Annotated in this window: 28 protein-coding genes; 14 read left to right on the top strand and 14 right to left on the bottom strand. The window is 62.3% G+C overall.

Features of this window, described 5'->3' with window-relative positions; genetic code table 11:
• Positions 1-10: 10 nt before the first annotated feature.
• Both FJQ55_RS12770 and hemF read right to left on the bottom strand, forming a co-directional pair.
• Positions 11-286: a hypothetical protein gene (locus FJQ55_RS12770; RefSeq protein WP_140828384.1), complete on the bottom strand. Its 276-nt coding sequence runs from the start codon at positions 284-286 to the stop codon at positions 11-13.
• Positions 287-458: 172 nt separating this feature from the next.
• On the bottom strand, positions 459-1373 hold the full coding sequence (gene hemF / locus FJQ55_RS12765) for an oxygen-dependent coproporphyrinogen oxidase (RefSeq protein WP_140828383.1): 915 nt from the start codon (positions 1371-1373) through the stop codon (positions 459-461).
• A gap of 137 nt (positions 1374-1510) precedes the next feature.
• Between hemF and FJQ55_RS12760 the strand changes: the two genes are divergently transcribed.
• The gene (locus tag FJQ55_RS12760) at positions 1511-1771 is read left to right on the top strand and encodes a hypothetical protein (RefSeq protein ID WP_140828381.1); all 261 of its coding nucleotides are present in this window, start codon (positions 1511-1513) and stop codon (positions 1769-1771) included.
• Between the two features lie 154 nt (positions 1772-1925).
• Positions 1926-2909: a flagellin N-terminal helical domain-containing protein gene (locus tag FJQ55_RS12755; RefSeq protein WP_140828379.1), complete on the top strand. Its 984-nt coding sequence runs from the start codon at positions 1926-1928 to the stop codon at positions 2907-2909.
• A 43-nt stretch (positions 2910-2952) separates the two neighbouring features.
• On the opposite strand, the gene FJQ55_RS12750 is transcribed toward FJQ55_RS12755, so the two are convergent.
• Complete coding sequence (locus FJQ55_RS12750) at positions 2953-4254, bottom strand: cell envelope biogenesis protein OmpA (RefSeq protein ID WP_246085093.1); 1302 nt, start codon at positions 4252-4254, stop codon at positions 2953-2955.
• Between the two features lie 152 nt (positions 4255-4406).
• A complete protein-coding gene (locus FJQ55_RS12745; protein ID WP_140829279.1) occupies positions 4407-4871 on the bottom strand; it encodes a tRNA (cytidine(34)-2'-O)-methyltransferase in 465 nt (154 codons plus the stop codon).
• A gap of 387 nt (positions 4872-5258) precedes the next feature.
• Between FJQ55_RS12745 and FJQ55_RS12740 the strand changes: the two genes are divergently transcribed.
• From FJQ55_RS12740 to FJQ55_RS12695, 10 genes are all read left to right on the top strand, one after another.
• On the top strand, positions 5259-7175 hold the full coding sequence (locus FJQ55_RS12740; RefSeq protein ID WP_246085092.1) for an ABC transporter ATP-binding protein: 1917 nt from the start codon (positions 5259-5261) through the stop codon (positions 7173-7175).
• Between the two features lie 208 nt (positions 7176-7383).
• A complete protein-coding gene (locus FJQ55_RS12735) occupies positions 7384-9303 on the top strand; it encodes a HAMP domain-containing methyl-accepting chemotaxis protein (protein ID WP_140828376.1) in 1920 nt (639 codons plus the stop codon).
• A 298-nt stretch (positions 9304-9601) separates the two neighbouring features.
• Positions 9602-10066, top strand: coding sequence for a DMT family transporter (locus tag FJQ55_RS12730; RefSeq protein ID WP_140828374.1), 465 nt, complete (start codon positions 9602-9604; stop codon positions 10064-10066).
• Positions 10067-10489, top strand: a complete 423-nt coding sequence (locus tag FJQ55_RS12725) for a DMT family transporter (RefSeq protein WP_140828372.1) — start codon at positions 10067-10069, stop codon at positions 10487-10489.
• A gap of 106 nt (positions 10490-10595) precedes the next feature.
• A complete protein-coding gene (locus FJQ55_RS12720; protein WP_140828370.1) occupies positions 10596-11615 on the top strand; it encodes a nucleotidyl cyclase domain-containing protein in 1020 nt (339 codons plus the stop codon).
• A 116-nt stretch (positions 11616-11731) separates the two neighbouring features.
• On the top strand, positions 11732-13603 hold the full coding sequence (locus tag FJQ55_RS12715) for an ABC transporter ATP-binding protein (protein WP_140828367.1): 1872 nt from the start codon (positions 11732-11734) through the stop codon (positions 13601-13603).
• A 358-nt stretch (positions 13604-13961) separates the two neighbouring features.
• Positions 13962-14540, top strand: coding sequence for a ubiquinol-cytochrome c reductase iron-sulfur subunit (petA, locus tag FJQ55_RS12710; RefSeq protein WP_062281250.1), 579 nt, complete (start codon positions 13962-13964; stop codon positions 14538-14540).
• A 14-nt stretch (positions 14541-14554) separates the two neighbouring features.
• Entirely contained in the window at positions 14555-15865 is a 1311-nt protein-coding gene (locus tag FJQ55_RS12705; RefSeq protein ID WP_140828365.1) for a cytochrome b, read from the top strand.
• Positions 15866-15891: 26 nt separating this feature from the next.
• The gene (locus FJQ55_RS12700) at positions 15892-16770 is read left to right on the top strand and encodes a cytochrome c1 (RefSeq protein WP_140828363.1); all 879 of its coding nucleotides are present in this window, start codon (positions 15892-15894) and stop codon (positions 16768-16770) included.
• Positions 16771-16890: 120 nt separating this feature from the next.
• Positions 16891-17433 (top strand): adenine phosphoribosyltransferase, encoded by a 543-nt coding sequence (locus FJQ55_RS12695; protein ID WP_140828361.1) that lies wholly within the window; start codon positions 16891-16893, stop codon positions 17431-17433.
• 51 nt (positions 17434-17484) lie between these two features.
• Here the strand turns inward: FJQ55_RS12695 and FJQ55_RS12690 are convergent, their stop codons facing one another.
• The 7 genes from FJQ55_RS12690 to ychF all read right to left on the bottom strand — a co-directional run bounded on the left by FJQ55_RS12690 (position 17485) and on the right by ychF (position 23075).
• The gene (locus tag FJQ55_RS12690; protein WP_140828359.1) at positions 17485-18093 is read right to left on the bottom strand and encodes a LysE family translocator; all 609 of its coding nucleotides are present in this window, start codon (positions 18091-18093) and stop codon (positions 17485-17487) included.
• A gap of 39 nt (positions 18094-18132) precedes the next feature.
• Positions 18133-18960 (bottom strand): AraC family transcriptional regulator, encoded by an 828-nt coding sequence (locus FJQ55_RS12685; protein ID WP_140828357.1) that lies wholly within the window; start codon positions 18958-18960, stop codon positions 18133-18135.
• Positions 18961-18966: 6 nt separating this feature from the next.
• The gene (locus FJQ55_RS12680; RefSeq protein ID WP_140828356.1) at positions 18967-19443 is read right to left on the bottom strand and encodes a glutathione peroxidase; all 477 of its coding nucleotides are present in this window, start codon (positions 19441-19443) and stop codon (positions 18967-18969) included.
• Positions 19440-19928 carry a MaoC family dehydratase gene (locus FJQ55_RS12675; RefSeq protein WP_140828354.1) on the bottom strand — a complete coding sequence of 163 codons (489 nt, stop codon included), beginning with the start codon at positions 19926-19928 and terminating at the stop codon, positions 19440-19442. The genes FJQ55_RS12680 and FJQ55_RS12675 overlap by 4 nt, the downstream gene beginning before the upstream one ends.
• The gene (locus FJQ55_RS12670; protein ID WP_140828353.1) at positions 19925-20395 is read right to left on the bottom strand and encodes a MaoC family dehydratase; all 471 of its coding nucleotides are present in this window, start codon (positions 20393-20395) and stop codon (positions 19925-19927) included. The genes FJQ55_RS12675 and FJQ55_RS12670 overlap by 4 nt, the downstream gene beginning before the upstream one ends.
• A 74-nt stretch (positions 20396-20469) precedes the next feature.
• A complete protein-coding gene (locus FJQ55_RS12665) occupies positions 20470-21918 on the bottom strand; it encodes a hypothetical protein (RefSeq protein WP_140828351.1) in 1449 nt (482 codons plus the stop codon).
• A gap of 53 nt (positions 21919-21971) precedes the next feature.
• Complete coding sequence (gene ychF, locus FJQ55_RS12660) at positions 21972-23075, bottom strand: redox-regulated ATPase YchF (protein ID WP_140828350.1); 1104 nt, start codon at positions 23073-23075, stop codon at positions 21972-21974.
• A gap of 114 nt (positions 23076-23189) precedes the next feature.
• Between ychF and clpS the strand changes: the two genes are divergently transcribed.
• Positions 23190-23498 carry an ATP-dependent Clp protease adapter ClpS gene (clpS, locus tag FJQ55_RS12655; RefSeq protein WP_140828349.1) on the top strand — a complete coding sequence of 103 codons (309 nt, stop codon included), beginning with the start codon at positions 23190-23192 and terminating at the stop codon, positions 23496-23498.
• A 49-nt stretch (positions 23499-23547) separates the two neighbouring features.
• Here the strand turns inward: clpS and FJQ55_RS12650 are convergent, their stop codons facing one another.
• Positions 23548-23946: a RidA family protein gene (locus tag FJQ55_RS12650; protein WP_140828347.1), complete on the bottom strand. Its 399-nt coding sequence runs from the start codon at positions 23944-23946 to the stop codon at positions 23548-23550.
• Between the two features lie 191 nt (positions 23947-24137).
• Here FJQ55_RS12650 and FJQ55_RS12645 point away from each other — a divergent pair, with 191 nt between their 5' ends.
• Positions 24138-24704, top strand: a complete 567-nt coding sequence (locus FJQ55_RS12645; RefSeq protein WP_208758211.1) for a TetR/AcrR family transcriptional regulator — start codon at positions 24138-24140, stop codon at positions 24702-24704.
• Between the two features lie 45 nt (positions 24705-24749).
• On the opposite strand, the gene pth is transcribed toward FJQ55_RS12645, so the two are convergent.
• Both pth and FJQ55_RS12635 read right to left on the bottom strand, forming a co-directional pair.
• Positions 24750-25481 (bottom strand): aminoacyl-tRNA hydrolase, encoded by a 732-nt coding sequence (pth, locus tag FJQ55_RS12640; RefSeq protein ID WP_140828345.1) that lies wholly within the window; start codon positions 25479-25481, stop codon positions 24750-24752.
• 52 nt (positions 25482-25533) lie between these two features.
• The gene (locus tag FJQ55_RS12635; protein ID WP_140828344.1) at positions 25534-26274 is read right to left on the bottom strand and encodes a substrate-binding periplasmic protein; all 741 of its coding nucleotides are present in this window, start codon (positions 26272-26274) and stop codon (positions 25534-25536) included.
• Positions 26275-26292: the final 18 nt, after the last annotated feature.

Raw genomic sequence — 26292 nt, 5'->3', positions numbered from 1 at the left:
CTGGTATGGGTCAGTCGGGTCTTGCCCAGGCGTTAAAGACCGACTGGTTGGCCGCAGTCTTGCCGCGATGGGCGCCGGTTTCGATGGCATTGGCTGCGGCGTGGTCTGTGAGATCGGCCCCTGCCAGACCAAGTCTCACCTGTTCGACGAAGTAGGAATGCGGCAGGTCAACATCACTCGACGCTCGCAGTTTTTCCGCCAGCCGATCAATCAACTCGGGCGCCTCGATCGGGCGATCTGCGGGTTCACTCACTCGGGCACTGGTCACTGCGCCGGACGGGTTCATGGCAACTCTCCTCCTCCACATTGCGTGCGAGAGGCAGCATGGGCAAGCGGCGCGGCGAACGCAATGCAAACCGTCAAGTTTTCCGGGCAAATATCATAACTGTCCGGAATCCTAGGCCATTCTTTTTCGTGAGGCGGCGTGAGCGTTTGGATGTGAGCGTTAACGCTCAGAGTCAGGGGTAACGGACCACCGGAGGGAGCGAAGACAGGATCGATTCGACGTTGCCGCCGGTCTTCAAACCGAAGATCGTGCCGCGGTCGTAGAGCAGGTTGAACTCGACATAGCGGCCTCTACGGACCAGTTGTTCGTCGCGATCCTGCTCCGTCCAGGGCGTGTTGAAATTGGAGCGGACGATCTTCGGGTAGACCATGTTGAAGGCCCGGCCGACATCCTGCACGAAGATGAAATTGGCGTCCCAGCCACCTTTTTCCGGCTGCGGATAGAGCCAGTCGAAGAAGATGCCGCCGATGCCCCGCGGCTCGTTGCGATGGGGCAGGAAGAAGTACTCATCGCACCACCGCTTGTAGGCGGGATAGTCGGCGACTTCAGGGTGGCGCTGACAGGTGATCTCCATGGCGCGGTGAAAGAGCCGGGTGTCCGGATCTTCCTGCGTGCGACGGCGGTCGAGCACCGGGGTGAGGTCGGCGCCACCGCCGAACCACTGGCTGGTGGTGACGACCATGCGGGTGTTCATGTGAACGGTCGGAACGTTGGGATTGACCGGGTGAGCGATCAGCGAAATGCCCGAGGCCCAGAAGCGGGGATCTTCCTCTGCACCCGGCATCTGCTTGCGAAATTCCGGCGAGAATTCGCCATGAACGGTCGAGGTGTGGACGCCGACTTTCTCGAAGACCCGGCCCTCCATCATCGACATGCGGCCGCCGCCGCCCTTGCCCTCTTCGCGTAGCCAGTCCTTCTGCGTGAAGCGTCCGGGTTCGCGGTCGGAGAGGGGGCCCGTCAGTTCGTCTTCCAGCGCCTCGAAGGATGCGCAGATCGTGTCGCGCAGGCTTTCAAACCAGGCACGAGCGGCAAGCTTCTTGCCCTCGATGTCGTCAGGCAATTCCTTTGGCAGATCCGGTCGCTGCATCTTGTCCCCCGCGCGTATTCCGCTCCCCGAATATCAGGTCGGGGCCGTCCCTGCCATATGGCGCCCCAAGTGTTCCATGAAAATCGACTCGCCTTGCGGTTTTGTCTGGTCTAAACTTTGCCCATGCGAGGGATGCCATGACGAAGATGCCCGGCCCGCCCAAGTTCAACGGCCTCAAGAAGTGCATTGCGGACCACCGCGCGGCGGCATCCGGGCGCAGCAGCAGCCAGTTCGTGCGTGAAACCTATTGTCTGACGCGCGAGGAGGCACGCGCCAAGGCCCGCGAATGGTTCGATGATTTCCCAAAAGCCGCCTACTGGACGGAAGTGGAGAGCTGGCGCCAGCTTGAGGGCGACCAGATCGAGTTCACCATGCGGCGTCTGCCGTCCGCCGACTGACGGGGCGTGTCTCATTCCTGCGCAAAGTGGATATTCGCTAAAATGCCTGCTTTCCGGGTAAGCGAAAGACAAAACCTTGATGGCATGTTGGATGTCACACAGCCGGGATGATCCCGGTGCCGGTGCGACATGAGATGCGACACAAGGTTTTCCCATGACATCAGTCGGGTTCAATCTGACTTCGGCCAGTTCTGCTTCGATGCTCGATACGTCGTCGAAGGCGCTTGAGCGTGTGCGCCAGACAGCCTCTGTCCGTGACGCGGCGGCTCCCGCCAAGACGGGGGCTCCAACGACACCGGAGAGCAACACAGCCTATTGGTCCATCCCCACAACCTTCAGCGCTTCCAGCCTGTCACTCGGCAGCGTTCAGGATGCCAATGGGCGTGCAGCTGCTGTCACCGATACCGCGGCGGTTGGTCTGGAACAGGCGACCGAAATCGTGGGCCGGATCCAGCAGAAGCTGGTGCAGGCCAAGGCTGTCGGTGCCAACAAGTCGGCGATCAATGCCGAGATCGACACGATGAAGGCGAGGCTCTCGGAGGTCATCGACGACAGCGCGTTCAACGGTGAGAACTGGCTGCAGGTGGGCGCCGGTCAGCAGCCGAAGGTCGCCTCACTGCTCGCCTCGGTCTCGACGGGCGATCAGGGAGAACTGTCGATCAACATGATCGATTTCGATACCGCTCAGGCAACGCTGGTGTCGAAGGAGAAAGCCGACGACGGTCTGCTCACCCGAGCCTATGCGGGCACGAGCATGAGCGGCGTGCCCTATGATTATTACCTTATGGACGCGAACTCCTCCGTGCCGAACCGGTCGAGCGCACAGGAGGTCCGCATTGATGCCGGGACAAGTTCCGACCAGATCGACGGGATGATCTCGGCGCTCAACCGCGTGCTGATCGACATGGTGGGGGCGAGCGCCGAAGTCAGCGCTGTGCGCAACCAGATATCTGGAGATGACGGCTTCATCGAGGGACTTGCGCGGGCAGGCGATCTGGGGACCGAAAGCCGCGTGCGCAGCGATCTCGGCGATCATGACGCCAAGCGCATGGCTGTGGAGGCGCAGTCGCAGCTGCAGGAATCGGGCCTCAACATCACCAACGCCTCCATGGCAGGCTGGTTGAAGATCTACCCGTAAGACGAATCCGTGCCTGAGTTTTCTGCTTCGGCTGGGGCACCCGTCAGCGACGGGTGCGGGGCTTCTTCGGACCGGACTTCAGGGGAGGCTTCCGGGCCCCCGTCGGGGCCGTTTGGTCCGGCTCACTCGCGACCGGGGTTCCCGGCAGTACTCCGGCAGCGGTTTCCATGGCCACGGGGGTGTCAGAGGCAAGTGTCGGTGCGGCTTCGGCTACGATCGGCGTGTCGATTGTCCCTTCGGCCACGGGCTCTGCCCGTTGTGCGTCGGGCGCCGCCATGGCGGGCAGCGGTTCCTCGACCAAGGCTTCGACCGCCTGATCCGGTGCGGGCAGGGCGATTGCTGAGGGGGCGGAGACGCCGGCCTCTGCGGTCTCCTCGCCATGCGGTTCTGGCGCCTGAACGATGTGGCCGGCGAGGATATCCGTGATGATCTTCGTCACCTTGATGGCGCCCGGCATGTCGGTATTGGTCGAATGGCCGCAGAAGGGAACGCGGATATCCGTCGCGATCTTTGGCCGGGAGTTGATTTCGCCGAACCAGTCGAGTTCGCCAACAACATCGGTGATATCTGCAAAGGCGTCCGGCATCTTGATGCGGCCGCCGAAGGTGACGATGCGGGCGGTGTTGGCGAGAGTATCCAGCCGGGTGGGGTCGCTTGCTTTCAGCGCATGGAGCGCATCGGCGATCACCCGGTTGCCGCGGGAGTGGCCGGCAATCAGGGTGAAAGAGAAGGAGGGATCGGCCAGCAGGCTGGAGACGGTATCGGCGTCGAGGCCGCGGCTCTTCTTGCCATCGCCATCCTCATCTCTATTGCCATAGGCGCCCAGCTTGGGGCGGCCGACGACGTCGTCGATCACTTCGAGATTGCTCCTGATATGGCCGAGCCAGCCGAAGAGAAAGGCGCCGCCGATCGCCTCGTTGACGATGTCGCCAAGGCCGTAGCCGGAGACGACGGCGGCCACGGGTTCGCCGATGGCGTTGGCCACGTTGCGGGCAAAGGCGGCAGCGCCGATGGCCGAGCCGCCCATGCCGGCAACGGCGAGCGCATGCACGTCGCGGCCGCCGCGCAGGCGATATTCCTCGACGCTGTCGCAGATGGTGAGCATCGGACCACCCGTGGGCGGGACGATCATGATCAGGCCTTCGGAAGCAAGGCTGTCGCTGATGTAGAAGGTTTCGTCTGAAGTCAGCGCCTTGACGTCATAGTAGAGCGCGTCGAGGCCGGTGTTGCGCAGGCGCCAGGGCTCGAGCGCGGCGTTCCGCGCGGTGCGGTGACGGACGCGTTCCGGCAGGCTGAGGGATCGTGCAAACTGGGTCAGTCCAAGGGCGAATGCTGTTTCAAACATGTCCAACTCCCGTGTTTTGCTGCGTTGCAACATATCGCGGTTCGGATGATTTAGCAAATGCCGTTATAATCCCCGGCTGCCGAGCCTCGCGCGGGATCAAGGATAGCCGGTTCGAGACGAGCCCGCCTTGACGGATGCCTGTTTACGGCACTTCAGGATGCGACATTGGTCTGACGCAGGGCTTCGCCCGTGATCATGGCGGCGGACATGGCGACGTTGATCGAACGCTGGCCCTCGACCATGGGAATGATGACGCGGGCATCCGCCATGTCGTGGACATGGTCAGGCACGCCGGCACTTTCGCGGCCGAACAGCAGGATGTCATCAGGCTGATAATCGAAGCGCGTGTAGGGAATTGCTGCTCGGGTGGAGGCAAGCACAAGGCGGCGGCCTTGCTCACGGCGCCACGCGTTGAAGTGCTCCCAGTTGATGTGGCGCACCATGACGGCGCTGGCGAGATAATCCATGCCGGCGCGCTTCAGGTTCTTGTCGGACAGCACGAAGCCGGCCGGCTCGATGATGTCGACGGTCAAGGCGAGGCAGGCGGCAAGCCTGAGGATGGTGCCGGTATTGCCGGGAATGTCGGGCTGGTAGAGGGCTATGCGCAGGTCGGTCATGGCGCCGTTCTTACGGCAGGCGATGCGACGGCTCAAGGGTGCGGCCCCCGCTGGGAGCGTCTGGACGTGGAGGTAACGGCTGTGGTGCCGGAGCAACAGTTGCGACCGAATGTCTCGCCCGTTCGCGGCACGGCTGGAAATTGGAACAGGTCGGAGATAGAAGAGGGGCCTGTTCAACACGCAAGCGGGAGGGCCTTCGATGGATCAATTCGGTATGCTGCCCCGGCCGCGACAGCTTTTTATGGCGGCGTGACGGCGAACCTTTCGCCCCATTTCTCAAACAGATTCATCCTGCGGCCGTAACCGGCCTCAATCATTGAGATTTCTGCGCATTTGCGACGCCTGCAAACGGGGTCTGTCTGCGCTTCAATTGCTGGAGTCATTCCCATGTTCTCGTGGTTTGAAAACCGCCTGAATGCCTATCCGGAGGGCGAACCCACCCTGCCGCCGAAGGGGCTCGTCGCATTCTGCTGGCACTATACAAAACCGGCCTGGCCGTGGCTTCTGCTGCTGGGCTTGTGCTCGGGGCTGATTGCGGTTGCGGAAGTGTTTCTCTACCAGTTCCTCGGCAACATCGTCGACTGGCTGTCTAATGCCGATCGGGCGACCTTCCTGCAGACGGAAGGGCATACGCTGATCGGTATGGCGGCACTGCTGTTGATCGGTCTGCCGGCCATCGGTGTCGTTCATACCGTCACGATGCATCAGGTGCTGGCCGGCAATTTCCCGATGATCGCACGCTGGCAGATGCATCGCTTCCTGCTCAGGCATTCGATGACCTTCTTCGCCAACGAGTTTGCTGGCCGGGTCTCAACCAAGGTCATGCAGACGGCGCTGTCGATCCGGGAAAGCGTGATGAAGATCATCGACGTCTTCATCTACGCTGTCACCTTTTTCGTCTCGATGCTGGCGCTGGTCGCTTCCGTCGACTGGCGACTCGGCGTCCCGCTGGTGGTCTGGCTGATCGTTTATGCGCTCATCCTGCGCAATTTCATTCCGAAGCTTCGCCGGTTGTCGAGCGAGCAGGCCGATGCCCGCTCGATGATGACGGGGCGGATCGTCGACAGCTATACCAATATCGGCACGGTTAAGTTGTTCTCGCATGCCGGGCGCGAGGAGACCTATGCACGGGAAGGCATGGATGCCTTCCTTGGCACGGTGCACCGGCAGATGCGGCAGATTTCGCTGCTCAACATCTGCGTCGACATCAACAATGCCATTGTGCAGTTCGCAGTCGCTGGCCTCGGCATCTGGTTCTGGCTGAACGGCAATGTCACGGTCGGGGCGATTGCGGTTGCGATCGGGCTTTCCATGCGGATCAACGGGATGTCGCAATGGATCATGTGGGAAGTCGCGGCCCTCTTTGAGAACATAGGCACTGTCTATGACGGCATGGGCATGATGACCAAGCCGCATGACATCGTCGATGAGCCACAGGCCAAGGCGCTTGCCGCGCCGAGGGGGGAGATCGTCTATGACGGCGTACGCTTCCACTATGGCAAGCAGAAGGGCGTCATCGAAGGCTTCTCGCTGACGATCAAGGCTGGTGAGAAGGTCGGTCTCGTCGGGCGCTCGGGTGCCGGCAAGACGACGCTGATGAACCTGCTCCTGCGCTTCTACGATATCGAGAAGGGAAAAATCCTGATCGATGGGCAGGATATCTCGCAGGTGAGCCAGGACAGTCTTCGCGCGCTTGTTGGCGTCGTTACCCAGGACACGTCTCTGCTGCACCGTTCGATCCGCGAGAACATCGCCTATGGTCGGCCGGATGCCAGCGATGCCGAGGTGATCGAGGCGGCGAAGCGGGCCAATGCCTGGGACTTCATCCAGGCACTTGCCGACCAGCAGGGCCGCGTTGGTCTTGACGCCCATGTCGGCGAGCGCGGGGTGAAGCTCTCCGGTGGCCAAAGGCAGCGGATCGCGATTGCCCGCGTCTTTCTCAAGGACGCGCCGATCCTGATCCTGGACGAGGCAACGTCTGCGCTCGACTCGGAAGTCGAGGCCGCGATCCAGGAAAGCCTGTTCAAGCTGATCGAGGACAAGACCGTGATCGCGATCGCCCACCGGCTCTCCACTTTGACGCAGATGGACCGGCTGATCGTGCTCGACAAGGGCCGGATCGTGGAAGAAGGCACGCATCAGCAATTGGTCCAGACCGGCGGCATCTATGCCGACCTCTGGAACCGCCAGTCCGGCGGCTTCTTGCCGGACCAGACCGATCCGGACGAAGAGCAGGCGAAGACGCTGCGCGCAGAAGAGGCGGCCAAGGCGCTGGACGAGGCATCGGAGGAGGCGGCGGAGTGATCCGCCGCCTTGCACGACGGTCCGGGACAATGAATGGGGGCAGAAATGCCCCTTTTCTCTTAGGCATTTGTTTTTCATGAGAGACTGGCTGCAAGGAGGAAGGCAAGAAGTGCCCCCGGCCGAGTAAGGTTTTGTTCAGAGCCGGGCTGTCACGGAGAGGCCGGGGTCGTTGTGATTCCGGTTCCTGTTTCAAGCGCGGATTTCAGTCGTGAAAAAACTCAAGATTAAAACCCTCTTGCCGCTCCTCTTCGGCCTCATGGTCATCGTCTCGCTGGTCCAGGGCAGTATTGCCATCCATTCGGTAAACGGCATGAGCGACCAGATCGGCGAACTGGGTGGTCGCATGGAGCGGTCCATTCAGATCGCTGCGATCGAGACGCAGCTCGGCGAAGTTCGCCGTCTGAACCTCATGATCCTCAATTCCAGCAATGCCGGCGAGAAGCGGAAACTGGTGGATGCTGCCAATGCAGCAAGCGAGAAGCTCGATGCTTCCATCCAGAGCTTTGACACGATGATCGTGCTGCCGACGGTTCGCCAGCATTTTGACGTGTTCAAGGACAAGGTGGCGCAGTATCAGGCGCTCGGTCAGAGTTTCATTGAGCAGGCGCTGACCTCGAAGATCTACCAAGCCAAGGACACGATAGCCAAGATGGTGCCGATCGGCGGCGAAGCCGGTGCGGCGCTTGAGGAGATCATCAAGGTCAATCGTGACGTTGCTGCGACCGTCCGAGTCGAGAGTGAGGGTTCGGCACAGACGGCCTTCCAGCTGTCCGTCGCGGCCGTGATCTGCGCCGCATTGATGGCGCTCGCCGCGGCTGCCGTCAGTCTCTACCGCGTGGTGCGTCCGATATCGACGATCACGGATGCCATGCGCGGCCTCGCGTCCGGCGATACGGGTTCGGAAATCCCCTTCGGTAGCCGCCGCGACGAAATCGGCGAGATGGCGGCAGCCGTTGCCGTCTTCCGAGCCAACGCGATCGAACGTGTCGAGCTCGAACGCCAGGCCGAGGAGAACCGCTCGCTCTCCGAGACCGAGCGGCTGGCACGCGAGGAACAGAAGGCGCGGGAAGTCGCCGACGTGCAGTTTGCCGTCGAGCAGCTTGGTGGTGGCTTGCAGCGCTTGTCGGAGGGCGATCTGGCCGTGTCGATCGACGCCCGCTTTACCGAGCATCTCGATGCACTGCGCGTCAACTTCAACCAGTCGGTTGCCCGCCTGCGCGAGGCGATGCTGGCCGTCAACGAGAATGCGCGCGCCATCGATGCCGGTGCCAGCGAAATGCTGGCAGCTGCCGATGACCTTTCCAAGCGTACCGAACAGCAGGCGGCTTCCGTCGAGGAGACGGCTGCGGCGCTCGAACAGGTGACGACGGCGGTGAAGGATTCCTCGATCCGCGCCGAAGAGGCGGGTCAGCTGGTTGGCCGCACCCGCGAAGGCGCCGAGCATTCCGGGGAGATCGTCCGCCGCGCCGTCGCCGCGATGCAGCAGATCGAGAAGTCGTCGTCCGAGATCTCGAACATCATCGGCGTGATCGATGAAATCGCGTTCCAGACCAACCTCCTGGCGTTGAATGCCGGTGTGGAAGCCGCGCGTGCAGGGGAAGCCGGAAAGGGCTTTGCGGTCGTGGCGCAGGAGGTGCGCGAGCTTGCGCAGCGGTCTGCGAGTGCGGCCAAGGAGATCAAGGGGCTGATCAACGCCTCGGGCGAGCAGGTTCGCAATGGCGTGGCGCTGGTCGATGAGACGGGCCGGGCGCTGGAAACCATCGTTCGCGAGGTCCAGGAGATCAACCAGAACGTTGCTGCCATCGTCACCTCGGCGCGGGAACAGGCAACGGGTCTGCAAGAAATAAACATGGCGGTCAACCAGATGGACCAGGGCACGCAGAAGAATGCCGCCATGGTGGAGCAGTCGACGGCGGCAAGCCATGGCTTGGCACAACAGGCTGCCACTTTGCTTCAGTTGATGGCGCAGTTCCGGACGGAGGAGGCTGGTCCGTACCAGACGGCGCGGCTTGCTCCAGCCATGCCAACCAGCCAGCCGCAAGTGTCGCCGGCCCGCGCGCTCGGCCGCAAGGTCGCCAATGCTTTCCGAGGCAATGCCGCACCGGCTGCCGAATGGTCGGAGTTCTGAGAGCAGTTCAGGCTCTTGTTCTCCGTCAGCATGATCAAGATGGGGGGCATTCGTGCCCCCATTTCCGTTTGATTTTCTGCTACCAGTCCGGGTGACAGGTGAAGTCTCGCCGGCGTGTATCTCGGATGCTCGGCCGTCCACGTTTCGGCTGGTCATGCAAAGGCTCCAGCTCAATCCACGACCCATAATTTGAATGATTGACTGGTCCATCCGTCGAATTGGCTTGTCCTTCCTCCCTCTCGGCGGCTATGCGGTGGCCTTTGATCACGGAGCCGCGGGACCCTTTCCGCGAAATGATATGCTGAAACATGTGGACTGGCTCTGGGCGGTTCTCGCCGGGGTCTTGCTGGCAACCATGGTGACCATAAACAGTGGGCTTGCCGCCCATACCACGCCGTTTACCGCCTCCTGGGTGGTGCATGGCGTGGGCGCCGTCGCTGCCTTCGTGCTGCTGATGGCCAATCTGGCGATCGGTCGCAGGACCGGGCGGATCGGGGCGGTCGGGAAGACTCCGCTCTGGACCTATCTCGGCGGAGCGCCCGGTGCCTTTGCCGTGGCGCTGAGTTCGATCGCGGTCAATTCGGAACTGGCGCTGGCGGGCGGTCTGTCGCTGCTTCTGGTCGGGCAGATCCTGTTTGGCCTTCTTTCGGATCAGTTCGGCCTGTTCGGAACGCCGAAACGCGGGCTGAACCGGTTCGATTTCCTGTCTGCGGCTTGTGTGATCGGCGGAAGCGCGCTTCTCATCTTCTCCAAGGGGGCCTGAATGATCGGCGCTGTCGCAATTGCGCTTCTGGGAGGCGCGGCCGTCGGCATGAGCCGGTCTATCAATGGCCGGCTGACGATGACGCAAGGCCCGTTCGTTGCCTCGGTGTGGAACCATGCGATCGGCTTCCTGCTCCTCAGCCTCTACATCCTCTTCATCCACCGGGTCGGGCTGCCGCTGCTCGCGGAGACGCCGGCCTTCTACTTTTTCGGCGGCATCATCGGCGCCTTCTTCGTTGCGATCAGCTCTTACGTCTTTCCGCGCCTCGGAGCTGCCCGTTCCGGGCTGCTGATCATCGGCGGGCAGATGATCACAGGCCTCCTGATCGATTATCTGCGTGGCACGGCGGAATTTCATGTCGGCCAGCCTGCTGGTGTCGCCTTGATCCTTCTCGGGATTTATCTGACACGTTTTTCCCGCTGAGATAGGCTTACGGCTGTGTCTTCGGCTTTTTAGTGATTTCGACAAGGTTTGATTCTGCTCCCGGGTGTAGCCTTCTTTCACAGGAACACCCATGGAGGTGCATTCCATGCCGACAGCGACCGACCGTCACATCCTGCCAAGCAACCAGGCCGATGCGATCGGCCGAAGAGTGCTCGGCTTTCTCAGCAACCAGCGTCTTGCGATCACGCCGGCGAATTTCCAGCTGATCTTCGAGGTCCTGGCCGAGGGGCGGACTGAATTGCGCGAGGCATTCGTCAAATTGCCGAAGCCGGTCCGGCAGAGCGATCTGACCGCACTCGCGAGCTGCTATCTGGTGGCATCGCCCGCGCTCGACCAGCTGAAGGTCAGCACTTTGAATGCACTCTCGACGCTTGGAGAACTGCGCAAAGCGCTGGAGGCAGGGACGCTCATTGCTCAGGACGAAGCCGGAACCGAGAGGCATGATCTTCTCTCCAGCGTCAATGATCAGGTCGGCCAGTGCCTGGAGGCGCTGCAACGCGTCCGGGACCAACTGATGCCGACTGCCGTGGAGGCGCCGGGTCAGGAACATCTGACTGCGCAACTGACCTTCGGACTTGGCGGGTATCAGGCACTTGAAGATCGTATCCAGGAGATGATTGCCGGCGGGCTTTCGGATCAGGGGTTGAGCCTGCTTCTCTGCAGGGTTGAAGGTCTCGAACCGCTGGAGCGTGCCGGTCTTTCCAAGGTTGGCGACTACATCAAGAACACGCTTGGGCGGTTCTCGCATCGCCTGATCGGCAAGGACGATACGGCCTATTGGACAGGACCGGACGAACTCGGTCTGCTGATCGGGGCGACCAGCGAGACTTATCTTGCCCAACTTGGCGAGAGGATATCGCGGGTGGTCGCCAATGCCGAGGGTATTGCCCGCCGCTCGGTGAAAAGCCTACCGAAGATGGCCTGCCACTTCGGATGCGCACGTACACACCGACCGGTGCTTGCGGCGCAGCTTTACGGAACGGCCCGGCAATCACTGCAGCGGGCGGAACTGACGGAGAGCGCGCTGCCGATCTTCAGCGAAGTCGCGGCCGACCCCGGCATGGCGCGGCGCTATGAAGCGCTCTATGGACGACGGCTGCGCTGAGACGTCACGTTATGCCCGCAAACCGCCGCAGCATTGGTCTCAGCGTGAACAATTTGTAATTCCGCGCTCCCGCCATTTGCTTTGCCATCAAGGCGAAACCGCCTATATCGCATGGCATGTTCCAAGCAATCGCACGTCTCTTCGAAAACTGGCTGGATCCCTTCGCGCGCTCGGATGACCTGAGGCCGCCGGAGAAGACCTTCGCCTTTGTCTGGTTTTACGTGCGCCAGGCGAAGATGGCGTTCTTCCTGATGGCGCTGTTTGGCGGGGCGGTGGCCATGCTGGAGGCGGGCCTCTTCTGGTTCGTCGGGCGATTGGTCGATCTTCTGGATACCGTACCAAAGGCGGCCGGATGGGAGGGTTTGATAGCAGCGCACGGGTTGGAGTTGCTCGCCATGGCGCTGATCGTGCTTCTCGGCCGCTTCGTCGTCGTGACAATCGGAGCGCTGGTCGAAGAGCAGGTGATCGTGCTCAACTTCTTCAATATGGTGCGCTGGCAGGCGCATGTGCATGTGAGCCGGCAGTCGCTATCCTTCTTCCAGAATGATTTTGCCGGCCGCATCGTCACCAAGGTCTGGTCGGCGGGGCAATCCACGGGCGATCTCCTGACCTCGCTTCTGCAGGTCGTCTGGTTCATGGTGATCTACACCGTCTCGACCATGGCGTTGGTCGCCCAGCTCGACTGGCGCCTGGCGGCGATCATCGGGAGCTGGGTCGGGATCTTCCTGGCTCTTGCGCGCTATTTCGTACCGAAGATCCGCAAGCACGCCAAGGAGACGGCGGAGGCTGCCTCTATGTTGAACGGCCGGCTGGTGGACAGCTATTCGAACATCCAGACACTGAAGCTGTTCGGTCGTGAGCGGCAGAACGATCATTACATCCGCGCCGGCTTCGACCGCTTCCAGGATACGCTCAGGCCCTTCGCCAGGTTGCTGACAGGGGTGCGGTCGTCGCTTGCCATTCTTTCGGGCGTGATGATCCTGATGGTCGCGCTGCTCTCCGTCGATCTTTGGTTTGCCGGTGCCGTGACCGCCGGTGGCGTCGCCTTCACGCTCGGGCTCGTGCTTCGGCTCAACATGCTGCTTGGGCGAATGATGACACAGCTCAACAGCATCATGCGCAATATCGGCACGATCCAGAATTCGGCGGAACTGGTGGCAAAGCCGATCGGGCTCACAGATGCGCCCAACGCGACAAAGCTTGAGGTTCGGTCGCCGGGCATCCGCTTCGATGACGTCACCTTCCACTATGGACGGAAGAAGGGCGTCATCGACAATCTGACGCTCCATATCGAGCCGGGCGAGAAGGTCGGCATTGTCGGGCGGTCAGGGGCGGGCAAGTCAACGCTCGTCAACCTGCTCCTGCGTTTCTACGACCTCGAAGGGGGACGGATCCTGATCGACGGCCAAGACATCTCCAAGGTCACCCAGGAGAGCCTGCGCTCACAGATCGGCATGGTGACCCAGGATACAGCGCTCCTGCATCGCTCGATCCGCGACAACATTCTTTGCGGCCGCGAAGACGCCGGGGAAGAGCGGCTGATCAAGGCGGCCGAACGGGCGGAGGCGCTCGATTTCATCCAGCGGGTGGAAGACCAGCGCGGACGCAAGGGCTTCGATGCCCATGTCGGGGAACGGGGCGTGAAACTCTCGGGTGGCCAGCGCCAGCGGATCGCAATTGCCCGCGTCATGCTGAAGGACGCACCGATCCTCGTGCTCGACGAGGCGACCTCGGCGCTTGACTCGGAAGTGGAGGCGGCGATCCAGTCCAACCTCGACCGCCTCATGCAGGGCAAGACGGTGCTTGCCATCGCCCACCGGCTGTCGACGATCGCAGCACTCGACCGGCTCGTCGTCATGGAAAAGGGGCGGATCATCGAGCAAGGCACGCATGGCGATCTGGTGGCTCTCGGTGGCCTCTATGCCGAACTCTGGGCCCGTCAGTCGGGCGGTTTTCTCGATACCAGAACCGCCGAACCAGTGACCTGAGGTCGCGCCTGGGGCGGATTTATTGAGGGCCGGATGCCTCGCCGCGGCCGCTTCCTGCGCAAAGGGTCTCGCTGAGGCCATTTGCTTGACGATTGCCAGCCGGACGGCCTGTGCCGACCGCTATGGGCGAGAGCGCCCAGTCCGCAATGACGCGTGGCTATAAGCCGCATGGGGACAAAGCCAATTTATTCCGCGACATAGTGGCTCCCCTTGGGTGGAAGACTGGACAGATCGGAATATCGAGCTTAGAACGCGCCAATCTGGCGGGGAATCTGTGGCCATGACATGGCCGAACTGTGATTCCCGCTGCGGGGGCAAATGCGGTTTGTCGCAGGATTGCGAAGAGGAAAAAGTGACCGTGAGCGAACACGAGACGACGACTGAACACGCGGGCGAGCCTACGCGCCGCGATTTTCTCTACATGGTGACCGGCATGGCCGGCGCGGTTGGCGCGGTTTCGGTCGCCTGGCCCTTCATCGACCAGATGCGCCCGGATGCCTCGACGCTCGCGCTCGCTTCGATCGAAGTGGACGTATCGGCGCTCGAGCCCGGCATGTCGCTGACGGTCAAGTGGCGCGGTAAGCCCGTGTTCATTCGCAACCGCACCGACAAGGAAGTTGAAGAAGGCAAGGCCGTGGCACTCGCCGACCTCAAGGACCCGGTCGCCCGCAACGCCAATATCGATCCGACGGCTGAAGCAACGGACGTTGCGCGCTCTGCCGGCGAGGGCAAGGAAAACTGGATCGTCATGATCGGTTCCTGCACCCATCTCGGTTGCGTGCCGCTTGGTCAGTCCGGCGATTTCGGTGGCTGGTTCTGTCCCTGCCACGGTTCGCACTACGATACGGCCGGTCGTATCCGCAAAGGCCCCGCGCCTGCGAACCTTGCTGTGCCGACCTATGGCTTCGTTTCCGATACTGTGATCAAGATCGGCTGAGGGGATAAGACAAGATGAGTGGCCATTCCAGTTACCAGCCGTCCACCGGCATTGAAAAGTGGGTCGACGCGCGCCTTCCGTTGCCGCGCCTGGTCTATGACAGCTTTGTCGCCTATCCGGTTCCCCGCAACCTGAACTATGCCTACACCTTCGGCGCCATGCTGTCGGTGATGCTCATCGTGCAGATCCTGACCGGCGTCGTGCTGGCCATGCATTATGCCGCTGAAACGACGGTCGCCTTCAACTCCGTCGAAAAGATCATGCGCGACGTCAATCATGGTTGGCTTCTGCGCTACATGCATGCCAACGGCGCCTCGTTCTTCTTCATCGCCGTCTATCTGCACATTGCCCGTGGTCTCTATTACGGCTCCTACAAGGCACCGCGCGAAATCCTCTGGATCCTCGGCGTGGTCATCTTCCTGCTGATGATGGCGACGGCGTTCATGGGCTATGTTCTGCCCTGGGGTCAGATGTCCTTCTGGGGCGCGACCGTCATCACCGGCTTCTTCACCGCCTTCCCGTGGGTCGGTGAGTGGATCCAGCAGTTCCTGCTCGGCGGCTTTGCCGTCGACAATCCGACGCTGAACCGCTTCTTTGCGCTGCACTACCTGCTGCCCTTCATGATCGCTGGCGTCGTCATCCTGCACATTTGGGCTCTGCACGTCACCGGCCAGACCAATCCGACGGGTGTCGAGGTCAAGTCCAAGACCGATACCGTCGCCTTCACGCCCTATGCGACCCTCAAGGACGCACTCGGCCTGTCGGTCTTCCTGCTGGTCTTCGCCTGGTTCGTCTTCTACATGCCGAACTATCTCGGCCATCCGGACAACTACATCCCGGCTGACGCGCTGAAGACGCCGGCTCACATCGTTCCGGAATGGTACTTCCTGCCCTTCTACGCCATGCTGCGCGCCATCACCTTCAATGTCGGCCCGATCGACTCGAAGCTCGGCGGCGTTCTCGTGATGTTCGGTGCGATCATCGTCCTGTTCTTCCTGCCCTGGCTCGATACCTCGAAGGTCCGTTCGGCCGTCTACCGCCCCTGGTACAAGCTGTTCTTCTGGCTGTTCGTGATCAACTCGATCATCCTCGGCTGGCTAGGCGCCATGCCGGCGGAAGGTACGGGTCTGTTCGGCCTGCTGTTCCGCGGCGAATTCGTCGGAAACTATGTTGGTTACTCGCAGCTCGGCACCGCCTACTACTTCGGGTTCTTCCTCGTGATCATGCCGCTGCTCGGCCTGTTCGAGACGCCGAAGCGCATCCCGAACTCGATCACCGAAGCGGTTCTCGAAAAGAGCGGCAAGTCTGCTGCTGTCCAAGCCTGATAGCGCGAGAGAGGGAAACAAGAACAATGAAGAAGCTTCTCACGAGCATCGCGCTCATCGCTTCGATGGCCGGCTTTGCCGGCCTGGCCTCGGCCGCAGAAGAGGGGTCGGCCCTCGAACATGCGGTTGAACATGCCGCCAAGAGCGGGCACTACCCGATCCTCAAGCCGAAGGAAATCGACTGGAGCTTTGGCGGTCCCTTCGGTCACTATGACAAGGGCCAGCTGCAGCGCGGCCTGAAGATCTACAAGGAAGTCTGTTCGGCCTGCCATTCGATGAAGCTGGTGTCCTTCCGCACGCTGGAAGACCTCGGCTATTCGGAAGAACAGGTGAAGGCATTCGCCGGCGAATACGAAGTCCAGGACGGCCCGAACGCCGACGGCGAAATGTATACCCGCAAGGCCGTGCCGTCCGACTACTTCCCGTCGCCGTTCCCGAACAAGGAAGCAGCGGCTGCCGCCAACAACGGTGCTGCTCCGCCGGACTTCTCGCTGATCGCCAAGGCGCGCGGCGTGACCCGCGGCTTCCCGCAGTTCGTCTTCGACATCTTCACGCAGTACCAGCAGGGCGGTCCGGACTATATCCACGCGCTGTTGACCGGCTACCAGGAGCCGCCGGAAGGTGTCACCGTTGCCGAGGGCACGCATTTCAACCCGTACTTCGTGAGCGCTGCCGCTCTCGCGATGGCTCCGCCGCTTTCGGACGGCCAGGTCACCTATGACGACGGCACACCCGAGACGCTCGACCAGTACGCGCAGGACGTTGCCGCCTTCCTGATGTGGGCCGCCGAGCCGCATCTGGAAGAGCGCAAGCGCATGGGCTTCATGGTCATGGTTTTCCTCGCCATCTTCACGGCGCTGATCTACCTGACGAAGAAGTCGGTCTATGCGAACAAGGAACACTGATCGCGTACGATCGGTCCAGTTTCGGAAAAGGCGGTCTTCGGGCCGCCTTTTTTGTTGGGAGGGCCTGCCGAACTTGGTATGGTCCGAGCAACCTCTCTTTCCCCGATATCCGGAAACTCAATGACCAAGATTTCTTCTGACCTAGCTGACGCGATCCGCTCCATTCCCGACTATCCGAAGCCGGGGATCATCTTTCGCGACATCACCACGCTGCTCGGCGATGCGCGGGCGTTCCGGCGGGCGATCGACGAGTTGGTGCAGCCTTATGCAGGCCTGAAGATCGACAAGATCGCCGGCATGGAGGCGCGTGGCTTCATCCTTGGGGGTGCCGTCGCGCACCAGCTGTCGGCCGGGTTCGTGCCGATCCGCAAGAAGGGCAAGCTGCCGCACGAGACGGTGCGGATCGCCTACAGCCTGGAATACGGCGTAGACGAAATGGAAATTCACATGGATGCGGTGAAGCCGGGCGAAAAGGTGATCCTGGTCGACGACCTGATCGCGACCGGGGGGACGGCCGTCGGCGCCGTCCAACTGCTCCGCCAGATCGGGGCGGACGTCGTCTCCGCCTGCTTCGTCATCGACCTGCCGGAACTCGGCGGGCGCAAGAAGCTGGAAGCGCTCGGTGTCGAGGTGCGCACGCTGGTGGAATTCGAGGGGCACTGAGCCCCTCACCACGACCGGGCATCGGGGTCCGGTCGACCCTTTCGGCCGGCGTCAGCGCTGCGCCAGCGCCAGTTTTCCCGCCATTGCCAGGAAGCCGGCTGAAAGGAGCCGATTGACGATCCGCATCCGGTGCGGCCGCTCGACGAGGCCATGGCGCATGGCGGCGGCGGCCAGGCCATAGACTGCGAAGACCACTGATGTCACGCCCATGAAGACGAGGCTCAGGCCCGCCATGGTCGTCAGCGGTGCGGGATCCGCCGGATCGACGAATTGCGGTAGGAAGGCCAGGAAGAAGAGCGATAGTTTCGGGTTCAGAAGATTGATCAACACGGCCTTGCGGATGATCTTCCACGCATGCTGGTGGGGCTCTGCTTGCGGCCCCCCTGCCGGACCGCTCTTCCAGAGGCCGATGGCCATCCAGACGAGATAGGCGATGCCGGCATAGCGGATCAGTTCGAACAGGCGTGGCTCGGCGGCGACGAGGGCTGCGAGGCCGAGGGCTGCGGCGAGCATGTGCGGGATGATGCCGAGCGTGCAGCCGAAAGCCGCGACCAGGGCGTCGCGCCGTCCGCCGCCGAGTGCTGCGGCGAGCGTGTAGAGCGCACCGGTGCCCGGTGTCGCGACGATGATCAGAGTTGTCAGTAGGAAGTCGAGGGTCATGCATTTCTCCTGCGTGGTGTGCGGGAGAGCATGGGGATCTCAGGCGTTTCGGTCTTGTATGAAATTGCGGCTCGGCCGGGCGCTGCGATAGGCGCCGGGCGTGAGGCCGAAGCGCCGGCGGAATTCGCGGTGCATGTGGCTCTGGTCGACATAGCCGCAGGCGGCGGCCACTTCGGCCGGGGCCAGGCCTTCAGCGAGCAGCCGGCGGCTGAGAAGGGCGCGGCGCTGCATGTGATAGGCATGCGGTGTCAGGCCGGTGTGGCGCAGGAAGGTGCGGATCAGCTGGAAGCGACTGAGGCCGGCGTCGTGGGCGAGAGCCTGCAGATCTGCGGCGTCGGCAGGATCGGCGTCCAGGCGCTGCCGAATACGGCGGATCGAGTCCGGCAGGGGGAGCGGCGGCGCCGTGCGACGGGTGAGGGTTTTGCCGAGGAGCAGGACGAGCGCTTCCCGGAAGGTCTGCGCATCGGCTGAAGCATCCTCGTGCCCCAGCTGGTCATGGAGGGACGAGAGCAGGGCGCGGATCGCCGGATCGGCGAAGACGGGAAACTGGAATTCCAGGTCCGTCGCGGTGGAGACGAGGTCTGACAGGCATTCCGCCACGAGATCCGGCGTGATGTAGAGCATGTGCCAGCTGCGGGCCGTGCGGCCGAGCGGGGCGCCGTCATGCACTTCACCCGGGTTGACGGTGATCAGCTGTCCGGCTTCTGCCTCCACCTGGCCGCGCCCGGAGGCCGAGATCTGGCCACCGGCGGAGAGAAAACCGATGCCATAGGTGTCATGCGTATGCTTGGCAAAGACATGGGCGCTGGAGGCCGAGACCGCTTCCAGGCCGTTGAGCGGTGTCGCATGGAAGCGGAAGCCGGTCATGGCGGGTCAGTGGCTCAGCGCAGCGCCGATGTCCGCCTCGATATCGGCGGGTGCCGTGCGCGGCGAATAGCGGGCGATCGGCCGTCCGTTCCGACCGACGAGAAACTTGGCGAAGTTCCAGCCGATCTCGGCGCCCCGTTCGGCGCCCGGCGTTTCCGATTTCAGGTAGGCATAAAGCGGGTGGGTGCCTTCGCCATTGACCTCGATCTTCGAAAAGAGCGGAAAGGTGACGGCGAACTGCGTCTCGCAGAAGAGAGCGATTTCCTTCTCCGTGCCGGGCTCCTGGGCGCCGAACTGGTTGCAGGGGAAGCCGAGCACGACAAGGTCAGGGTTCGCCTTGTAGAGAGCTTCCAGGCCTTCGTATTGCGGGGTGAGGCCGCAGGCGCTCGCGGTGTTGACGATCAATAGCACCTTGCCGGCATAGTCCTTCAGGCTGCGCGCGGTGCCGTCGATGGCGGTCATGGTGAAATCGTGCACGCTCATGGTGCTTGCTCCTCGTCGGGGAAAAATTCGATCAGGTTGCTCTTGAAGCGGAGCACCGCTTCGCCGTGCTGATTGACTCCTTCGGAAAGGGCGGAGTTCAGGATGTAACGGTGGCGGCCCTGAACGATGCGGCTTTCGAGCGGGGTCATGAAGTAGGTGATGGTGTCGCCGGCATAGACGGGCTTCAGCCATTGCAGATCCGAAAATCCGGGCGAAGGGCCGAGTTTGGGCGGGGCGATGCCGTCCGCCGTCAGGCGCTTCGTCTCGTGGCCCCAGAAGGCGATGAAGCTCTTCATCCAGTTGGCGCAGGTATGCCAGCCCGAGGCGCAGAGCGCACCGAAGACGTAAGACTTCGCCGCTTCGGCATCGACGTGGAAGGGCTGTGGATCGAATTTCTCGGCGAAGCGGACGATGTCATCCGCGGTGAAGGTGACGCTGCCGAGTTCGAGGCGGGTGCCGGCCGTGTAGAGGTCGAGCATCCTCATGCGGAAATCTCCGTCATCTCGCGGCGGCGGACCATCACGGCGTTGCGGGCTTTCAGCACGGTTTCGCCGCGCTGGTTTTGCAATTCATGACCGAAGGTGACGATGCCGAGATGGGGGCGGGAGCGCATGAGGCGGGCCTCTTCCACGACGGAGCGACCCGACAGCGTGTCGCCGGCGAGCACGGGCTTGCGCCATTGCATGAATTCGATGCCGGGTGCGCCTTCGGACGCGGCTTTGAGCACATAGGCGTCGATCATCAGGCGCATGAAGAGGCTCGAGGTATGCCAGCCGGAAGCGGAGAGGCCGCCGAGAATGCTCGCTTTGCCGGCCTCTTCGGAGAGATGCATGGGTTGGGGATCGAATTCCCCGGCGAATTCGACGATCTCTTCAGCAGTCACCAGACGTGGACCGAGCGCGAAGCTTCGGCCCAGCGTGAAGTCTTCGTAGTGCAGCTTGTCTTCCTGCATCCCGCATCCCTGTCTGGTTCAGCCCTCAAAATCCTTAGAGGGAGTTTCGCCACGGGTCCATGGTGTATCTCGACCTAGGGCGTGGCCCGGGGTGGGGTGAAGTCGCGGCCGTTGATGGTGAAACGGCCGTCTTCCTTCATGGCGAGGTCCCAATAGAGGGAGCCGTTGCCCGCCTTGCCGGCGAAGCCCTTGGCCATCAGGGCGAAGAAGGCGGCCTGACCCATTTGTGGATCGACCTTGGCGCGGTCCTGGAAATGCGCGATCAGGGGATCGAGGCTGGGCGTGATGACGCGCAGTTCGATCAGCGGCTGCGCCTTGCGCATGTCGTAGCTCATCGATCCGAACAGGCGGGCGCTGTAGAGCGGCGATTCCACCGTCAATCCTTCGATCTTCGTCGCGATCTTGTCTTCGGGCAGCAGATAACCGGTCACGAGATCCTGCTGGTAGGTGTTGAGCCTCGACATTTCGGAGAAGTCGACGGTGCTGAAATAGTAGCGCCAGGCGTTCTGGACATCGAATGTGCCGATCGTCGCGTCGAGCGTGATCGTATCGGGAACGAGCTGTTCGTAGCTCGGCGGCAGCTGGCCTGCGGTATCGATGCCGTTCAGGTTGAGCTGGAGGTCGATCGAGGAGGGACCGGTCAGGTCCTTCCAGACGACGTCGTAGTCCACATTGTTCAGGCCGAAATTCGCGGTGTTCTGGCGAAACTGCGCCTTTTCCATGCGGCCCTGCATGGCGACTTCAGTGCCGATCGGCATCAGCAGGCGGATGTCCTCGCGCAGGCTCGTCGCGATCGCTGCCGGCGCCTTGCCCTGCTGGGCCTGAACCAGCCAGTCGCTGAGCAGATCCTGGACCGCGCGGTAGGGCATGCTCCTGATCCGGGTCGTCGTCTCGGTGCGTTCCACCGACATGCCGTCGGCGGTTCCGAGATCCCGGCGCCCCAGTTCGACGGTCTTCGACACAAGGTCCATCCGGCCATTGGCGACATTGCTCGTCTGCTGCGAGACCGTCATGCGATCGATCGTGCGCAGACTGGAGACGTCCGGCGTGCGATAGTCGATCCAGAAATTGGTGATTTCCGTGTCCATCGACTTGAAATAGCGCAGCTCCGGATCGGCAATGCCGGTGCCTTTGACCGAGGCGGCGCGCAGGTCGAAGGTCGCCTTCTTGTCTGCCAGCGGAAAGCTGCCCTTGATGGCGATCTTCTCCTGCTGGTCAAAGGTGTAGGTGCCATCGGGCTGAGGCATGAGATGGGCTTTGAAGGGTGTTGCGCCTTCGGCGGTCACACCGAAGCCTTTGAAGACTTCGAGGAGCAGAGGCGCGTCGAAAACCAGATCAACGCCGTTGCCGGATGGTTCTGCGGTGAAGAGAGTGGCGAGATTGCCCTTCAGCGGAAAGATGGCATCGATCTTCTGCTTGACGGCGGCCGCGGCCGCTTCCCCGGAGGTCTCGGCACTCGCCGTCCAAGGGAAAACGGCCGCCGTGAGGGCGACCGTCATTCGGATCATGGATTTCAGTGTCATTCTCGGTCCCGAATCGCGCGATGGCAGGTTGTGTCGGAACGGAGTAAACGCGATCAGGTGTTGAAGCGGAAGTGTATGACGTCACCGTCATGCACGACATATTCCTTGCCTTCGTCGCGGCCCTTGCCGGCTTCCTTGGCACCGACTTCGCCCTTGTAGGCGATGTAGTCGTCATAGGAGATGGTGAAGGCGCGGATGAAGCCGCGTTCGAAATCCGTGTGGATGACGCCGGCGGCGGCAGGGGCCTTGGTGCCGCGGACGATGGTCCAGGCGCGGCATTCCTTCGGGCCTACGGTGAAATAGGTGATGAGATCGAGCAGGTGATAACCGGCGCGGATCAGGCGGTCGAGGCCGGCTTCGTCGAGGCCGAGGGCCGAGAGGAATTCGGTCGCTTCCTCTTCCGGCAGCTGGGCAACTTCGGCTTCGATGGCCGCCGAGATGATGACGCATTCCGCACCCTGTTCGGCGGCCATCTTGGCGACGGCTTCGGTGTGCTTGTTGCCGGTCGCGGCGTCACCTTCGGCGACGTTGCAGACATAGAGGACCGGATGCGAGGTCAAAAGGTTCAGACCTTTAAGGATCTCGATTTCTTCCGGGGCGAGCGTCTTCAGCAGCAGGCGGGCGGGCTTGCCGTCCTGCAAGAGCTTGACCACCTGCTCCATGATCGGCAGCTGGGCGACCGAATCCTTGTCCTTGCTGGTGGCGCGCTTGCGGGTCTGCTCGACGCGGCGTTCCAGGCTTTCGAGGTCGGCGAGCATCAGCTCGGTCTCGATCGTGTCGGCGTCGCCGACCGGGTCGATCTTGCCTTCGACATGGGTGATGTCATCGTCTTCGAAGCAGCGCAGCACGTGGACGACGGCATCGACTTCGCGGATGTTTGCCAAGAACTTGTTGCCGAGGCCTTCGCCCTTCGAGGCGCCGCGCACGAGGCCGGCGATATCGACGAAGGAGATGCGGGTCGGGATGATTTCCTTGGAGCCGGCGATGTCGGCCAGCTTCTTCATGCGCGGATCGGGAACGGCCACTTCACCGGTGTTCGGCTCGATCGTGCAGAAGGGATAGTTCGCCGCCTGGGCTGCCGCCGTCTTGGTCAGGGCGTTGAAAAGAGTGGACTTGCCGACATTCGGCAGCCCGACGATACCGCATTTGAAGCCCATGGCTCTCTATACCTGCTCGGGATGGATTTTCGTTGCCCACGCCTATGGGGTATAGGAGGGGCATGGTCAAGTGTTACGGCCCTTGATGCGGCCTCAAGAACCGGAAGGAACACCATGGCGAAGGATACGGTGCTGACGCCGAAGACCGAAACAAAGCCGAAGGTGGAGAAGCCACGGCTCTACAAGGTCATGCTGCACAATGACGATTATACACCGCGCGAATTCGTGACGATCGTCCTGAGGGTGGTGTTCCGGATGAGCGAGGAAACCGGCAACCGCGTGATGATGACCGCGCACAAGTTCGGTTCGGCGGTGGTGGTGGTCTGCACGCGGGAGATTGCCGAGACGAAGGTGACCGAGGCGATGGACCTTGCCAAGGAGGCGGGCATGCCGCTGTTGTTCACGGCGGAGCCGGAGGAGTGAGAACGCGGGTGCCGCGTCCTGCTGCTTGACGCGGCGGGCGATGTGCCGCTCAGGATGCCGGCGGAATTCGCGCGATCACCTTGATCTCGAAGTCGAAGCCAGCGAGCCAGTTGACGCCGACTGCCGTCCAGTTCGGATAGGGCGGGGCGGGGAAGATCTCGGCCTTCACTTTCATGATCGTCCCGAACTGGTTTTCCGGGTCCGTGTGGAAACTGGTGACGTCGACGAGATCGGCGAAGCTGCAGCCGGCGGCAGTGAGCGTCGCTTCGAGATTGGCGAAGGCGCGGCGAACCTGGGTTTCGAAGTCCGGTTCGGGTGTGCCGTCCGGGCGGCTGCCGACCTGGCCGGAGACGAAGAGGAGGTCGCCTGAGCGGATCGCTGCGGAGTAGCCGTGCGCTTCGTAGAGGGCGTGGCGGTTTGCCGGAAAGACTGCTTCTGGCTTGGTCATGGATATCCTTTCGGGCGTGCTGCATCGTTCGGCCCGGTGACCGGGTCGGTGAAATGCCGCTTGGCTGATTTGCAATGATTTCATATACGTTGCGTATGTAGGATTAGTCGCATACGCTTCGTATGTCAAATCCAGATACGCAATGTATGTGAAATTAGGAGCCGCTGTTGAAGCGTACAAGAGCCGAAAGCATGGAGGAAAACCGCGCCCGTCTGCTGGCTGCGGCGCGCAGGGCCTTTGCGGAGAAGGGCTATGCGGCGGCGTCCATGGATGCCCTGACGGCAGAGGCGGGGCTGACGCGTGGTGCGCTCTATCACAATTTCGGCGACAAGCGCGGACTGTTCGCAGCGGTCGTCGAGCAGATCGACACCGAAATGGCCGCCCGTGCCAAGGCGTCGGGTGCGGCGGCGGGCGAGGGGTTTGATGCGCTCCTCTCCGAAGGGGCGGCCTATATCGACATGGCGCTCGACCCGGAGGTGCAGAGGATCGTGCTGCTCGACGGGCCCGCAGTGCTCGGCGACCCCTCGGGCTGGCCCAGCCAGAATTCCTGCCTGAAGGTAACCCGTGAGGCGGTGGAAGGCCTGATGGCGGAAGGCGTGCTCAAGCCGGTCGATGCCGAGGCCGCGGCGCGGCTGATCAGCGGTGCGGCCCTCAATGCGGCGATGTGGGTCGCCGCCAGCGCCGAACCCGAGCGGGTCCTGCCTCGGGCGAAGGAGGCGTTCCGGGCCCTCGCCGAGGGACTGTTGGTTCGTCGCTGAGACCGTCGCGCATTGCTCGACAGTATCGGCGGTCCATCAGGTCCCTCAATCCCCCTTCGGCCCAAACAGCTTCTTCAGCATGTCCGCCATCGGCCCCGTTTCCGGCAGCTTCTTCGGCTGCTGCATGTTGCCCCGGGCCTGGCGGATGTGGGACTGGCCGGTGGGTTTTGCGGGCTTGGGCGCCTTGGCGGGTTTGTCCTCTTCCGGCTTTGAGCCGGTGGCGAGCGCCAGCTTGTTGAGGAGCTGGGAATCCTCGCCTCTCACCAGCATGTCGGCATTGTCGGCGAGGGCTTCGAGGAGGGGATCCAGCCATTCGGCGTCGAGCTTGCCGAAGTCGCCGAGCACATGGCCCTGGACGCGGGACTTGTCGCCGGGATGGCCGATGCCGAGGCGCAAGCGGCGGTAATTCTGGCCGCAATGGGCGTCGAGCGACTTGATCCCGTTGTGGCCGCCATGGCCGCCGCCGGTCTTGATGCGCGCCTTGCCGGGTAGCAAGTCGAGCTCGTCATAGATGGCGGTGATCGCTTCGGGGCCGAGCTTGTAGAAGCGCATGGCCTCGCCGACGCTTTCGCCGGACAGGTTCATGAAGGTCTGCGGCTTGATCAGCAGCACCTTTTCACCGGCGATCGTGCCTTCGGAAATCTCGGCCTTGAACTTCTTCGCCCAGGGCGAAAAGCCGTGGCGCGCCTTGATCGCGTCCACGGCCATGAAGCCGATATTGTGGCGGTTGCGCACATAGGTCGACCCGGGATTGCCGAGTCCTGCCAGGATGATCATCGTGTGTCCCGTTTATAGTCTCGGGTTTTCCCACCGCGAAACGGGGCCGATGTCAAGGGTTGGCCGCCACTTCCGGCAGTTCTGCCTTGTCGAGGCCGTAGCTGGCGAGGATCTTCGCCTGAGTGCCGTCGGCGATCAGGGCGTCGAGCGCTGCCTGCATTCTCAGCCGCAGATCCTCGGGGAAGTCCGGGTGGCAGGCAATCGAGAAGGTCTGCTCGGTGAAGACGAACTTGACCTCGACGGGCTCGCCGGCCTGCTCGAGCGCGATGTAATGCTGCTCGTCCAGCGGCATCAGGTCGATGCGGCCGCTTTCGAGCTTTTTCAGGTTCAGTTTGATGTCGCTGGCAAGGTCAATCTTCGGGAATCCCTGCTCCTTAAGCAGTGTCTCGGTATAGTCGTCGCGCTGGGTGCCGACGGTAAAAGCCTTGGCTTCCTCAATGTTCTTGACGTTCACGCCGCCGCCCTTTCGGCCGACCATCAGGTTGCGGCCAATGGCGAGGGGCTCCACCCATTGGAAATGGCCGTTGCGCTCCGGGATATGGGCGGTGGTGAAGACGCAGTGCATCGGCGTGGTCTCGGCGAGCGCGATGGCGCGAGCCCAGGGCATCATGTCGATCGAATAGGGCACGCCGATCTGCTTCATCATCAGCAGGACCTGCTCATAGCCGGCCCCCTTGATCTCGCTGCCCTGGCGGAAGTTATAGGGCGGGTAGTCCTCGGTGGTGAAATGAACGGCTTCTGCGGCGGCAACCGGGGCCGCCGCAAGTGAAAGCATGATGGTGAGCACTTTCATTGCGGTTCCCTCTTTCAG

Source organism: Rhizobium glycinendophyticum (genome assembly GCF_006443685.1).
Lineage (GTDB): Bacteria > Pseudomonadota > Alphaproteobacteria > Rhizobiales > Rhizobiaceae > Allorhizobium > Allorhizobium glycinendophyticum.
The sequence above is the reverse complement of the archived record's forward strand: the minus strand, read 5'-3'. Positions and strand labels throughout refer to the sequence as shown.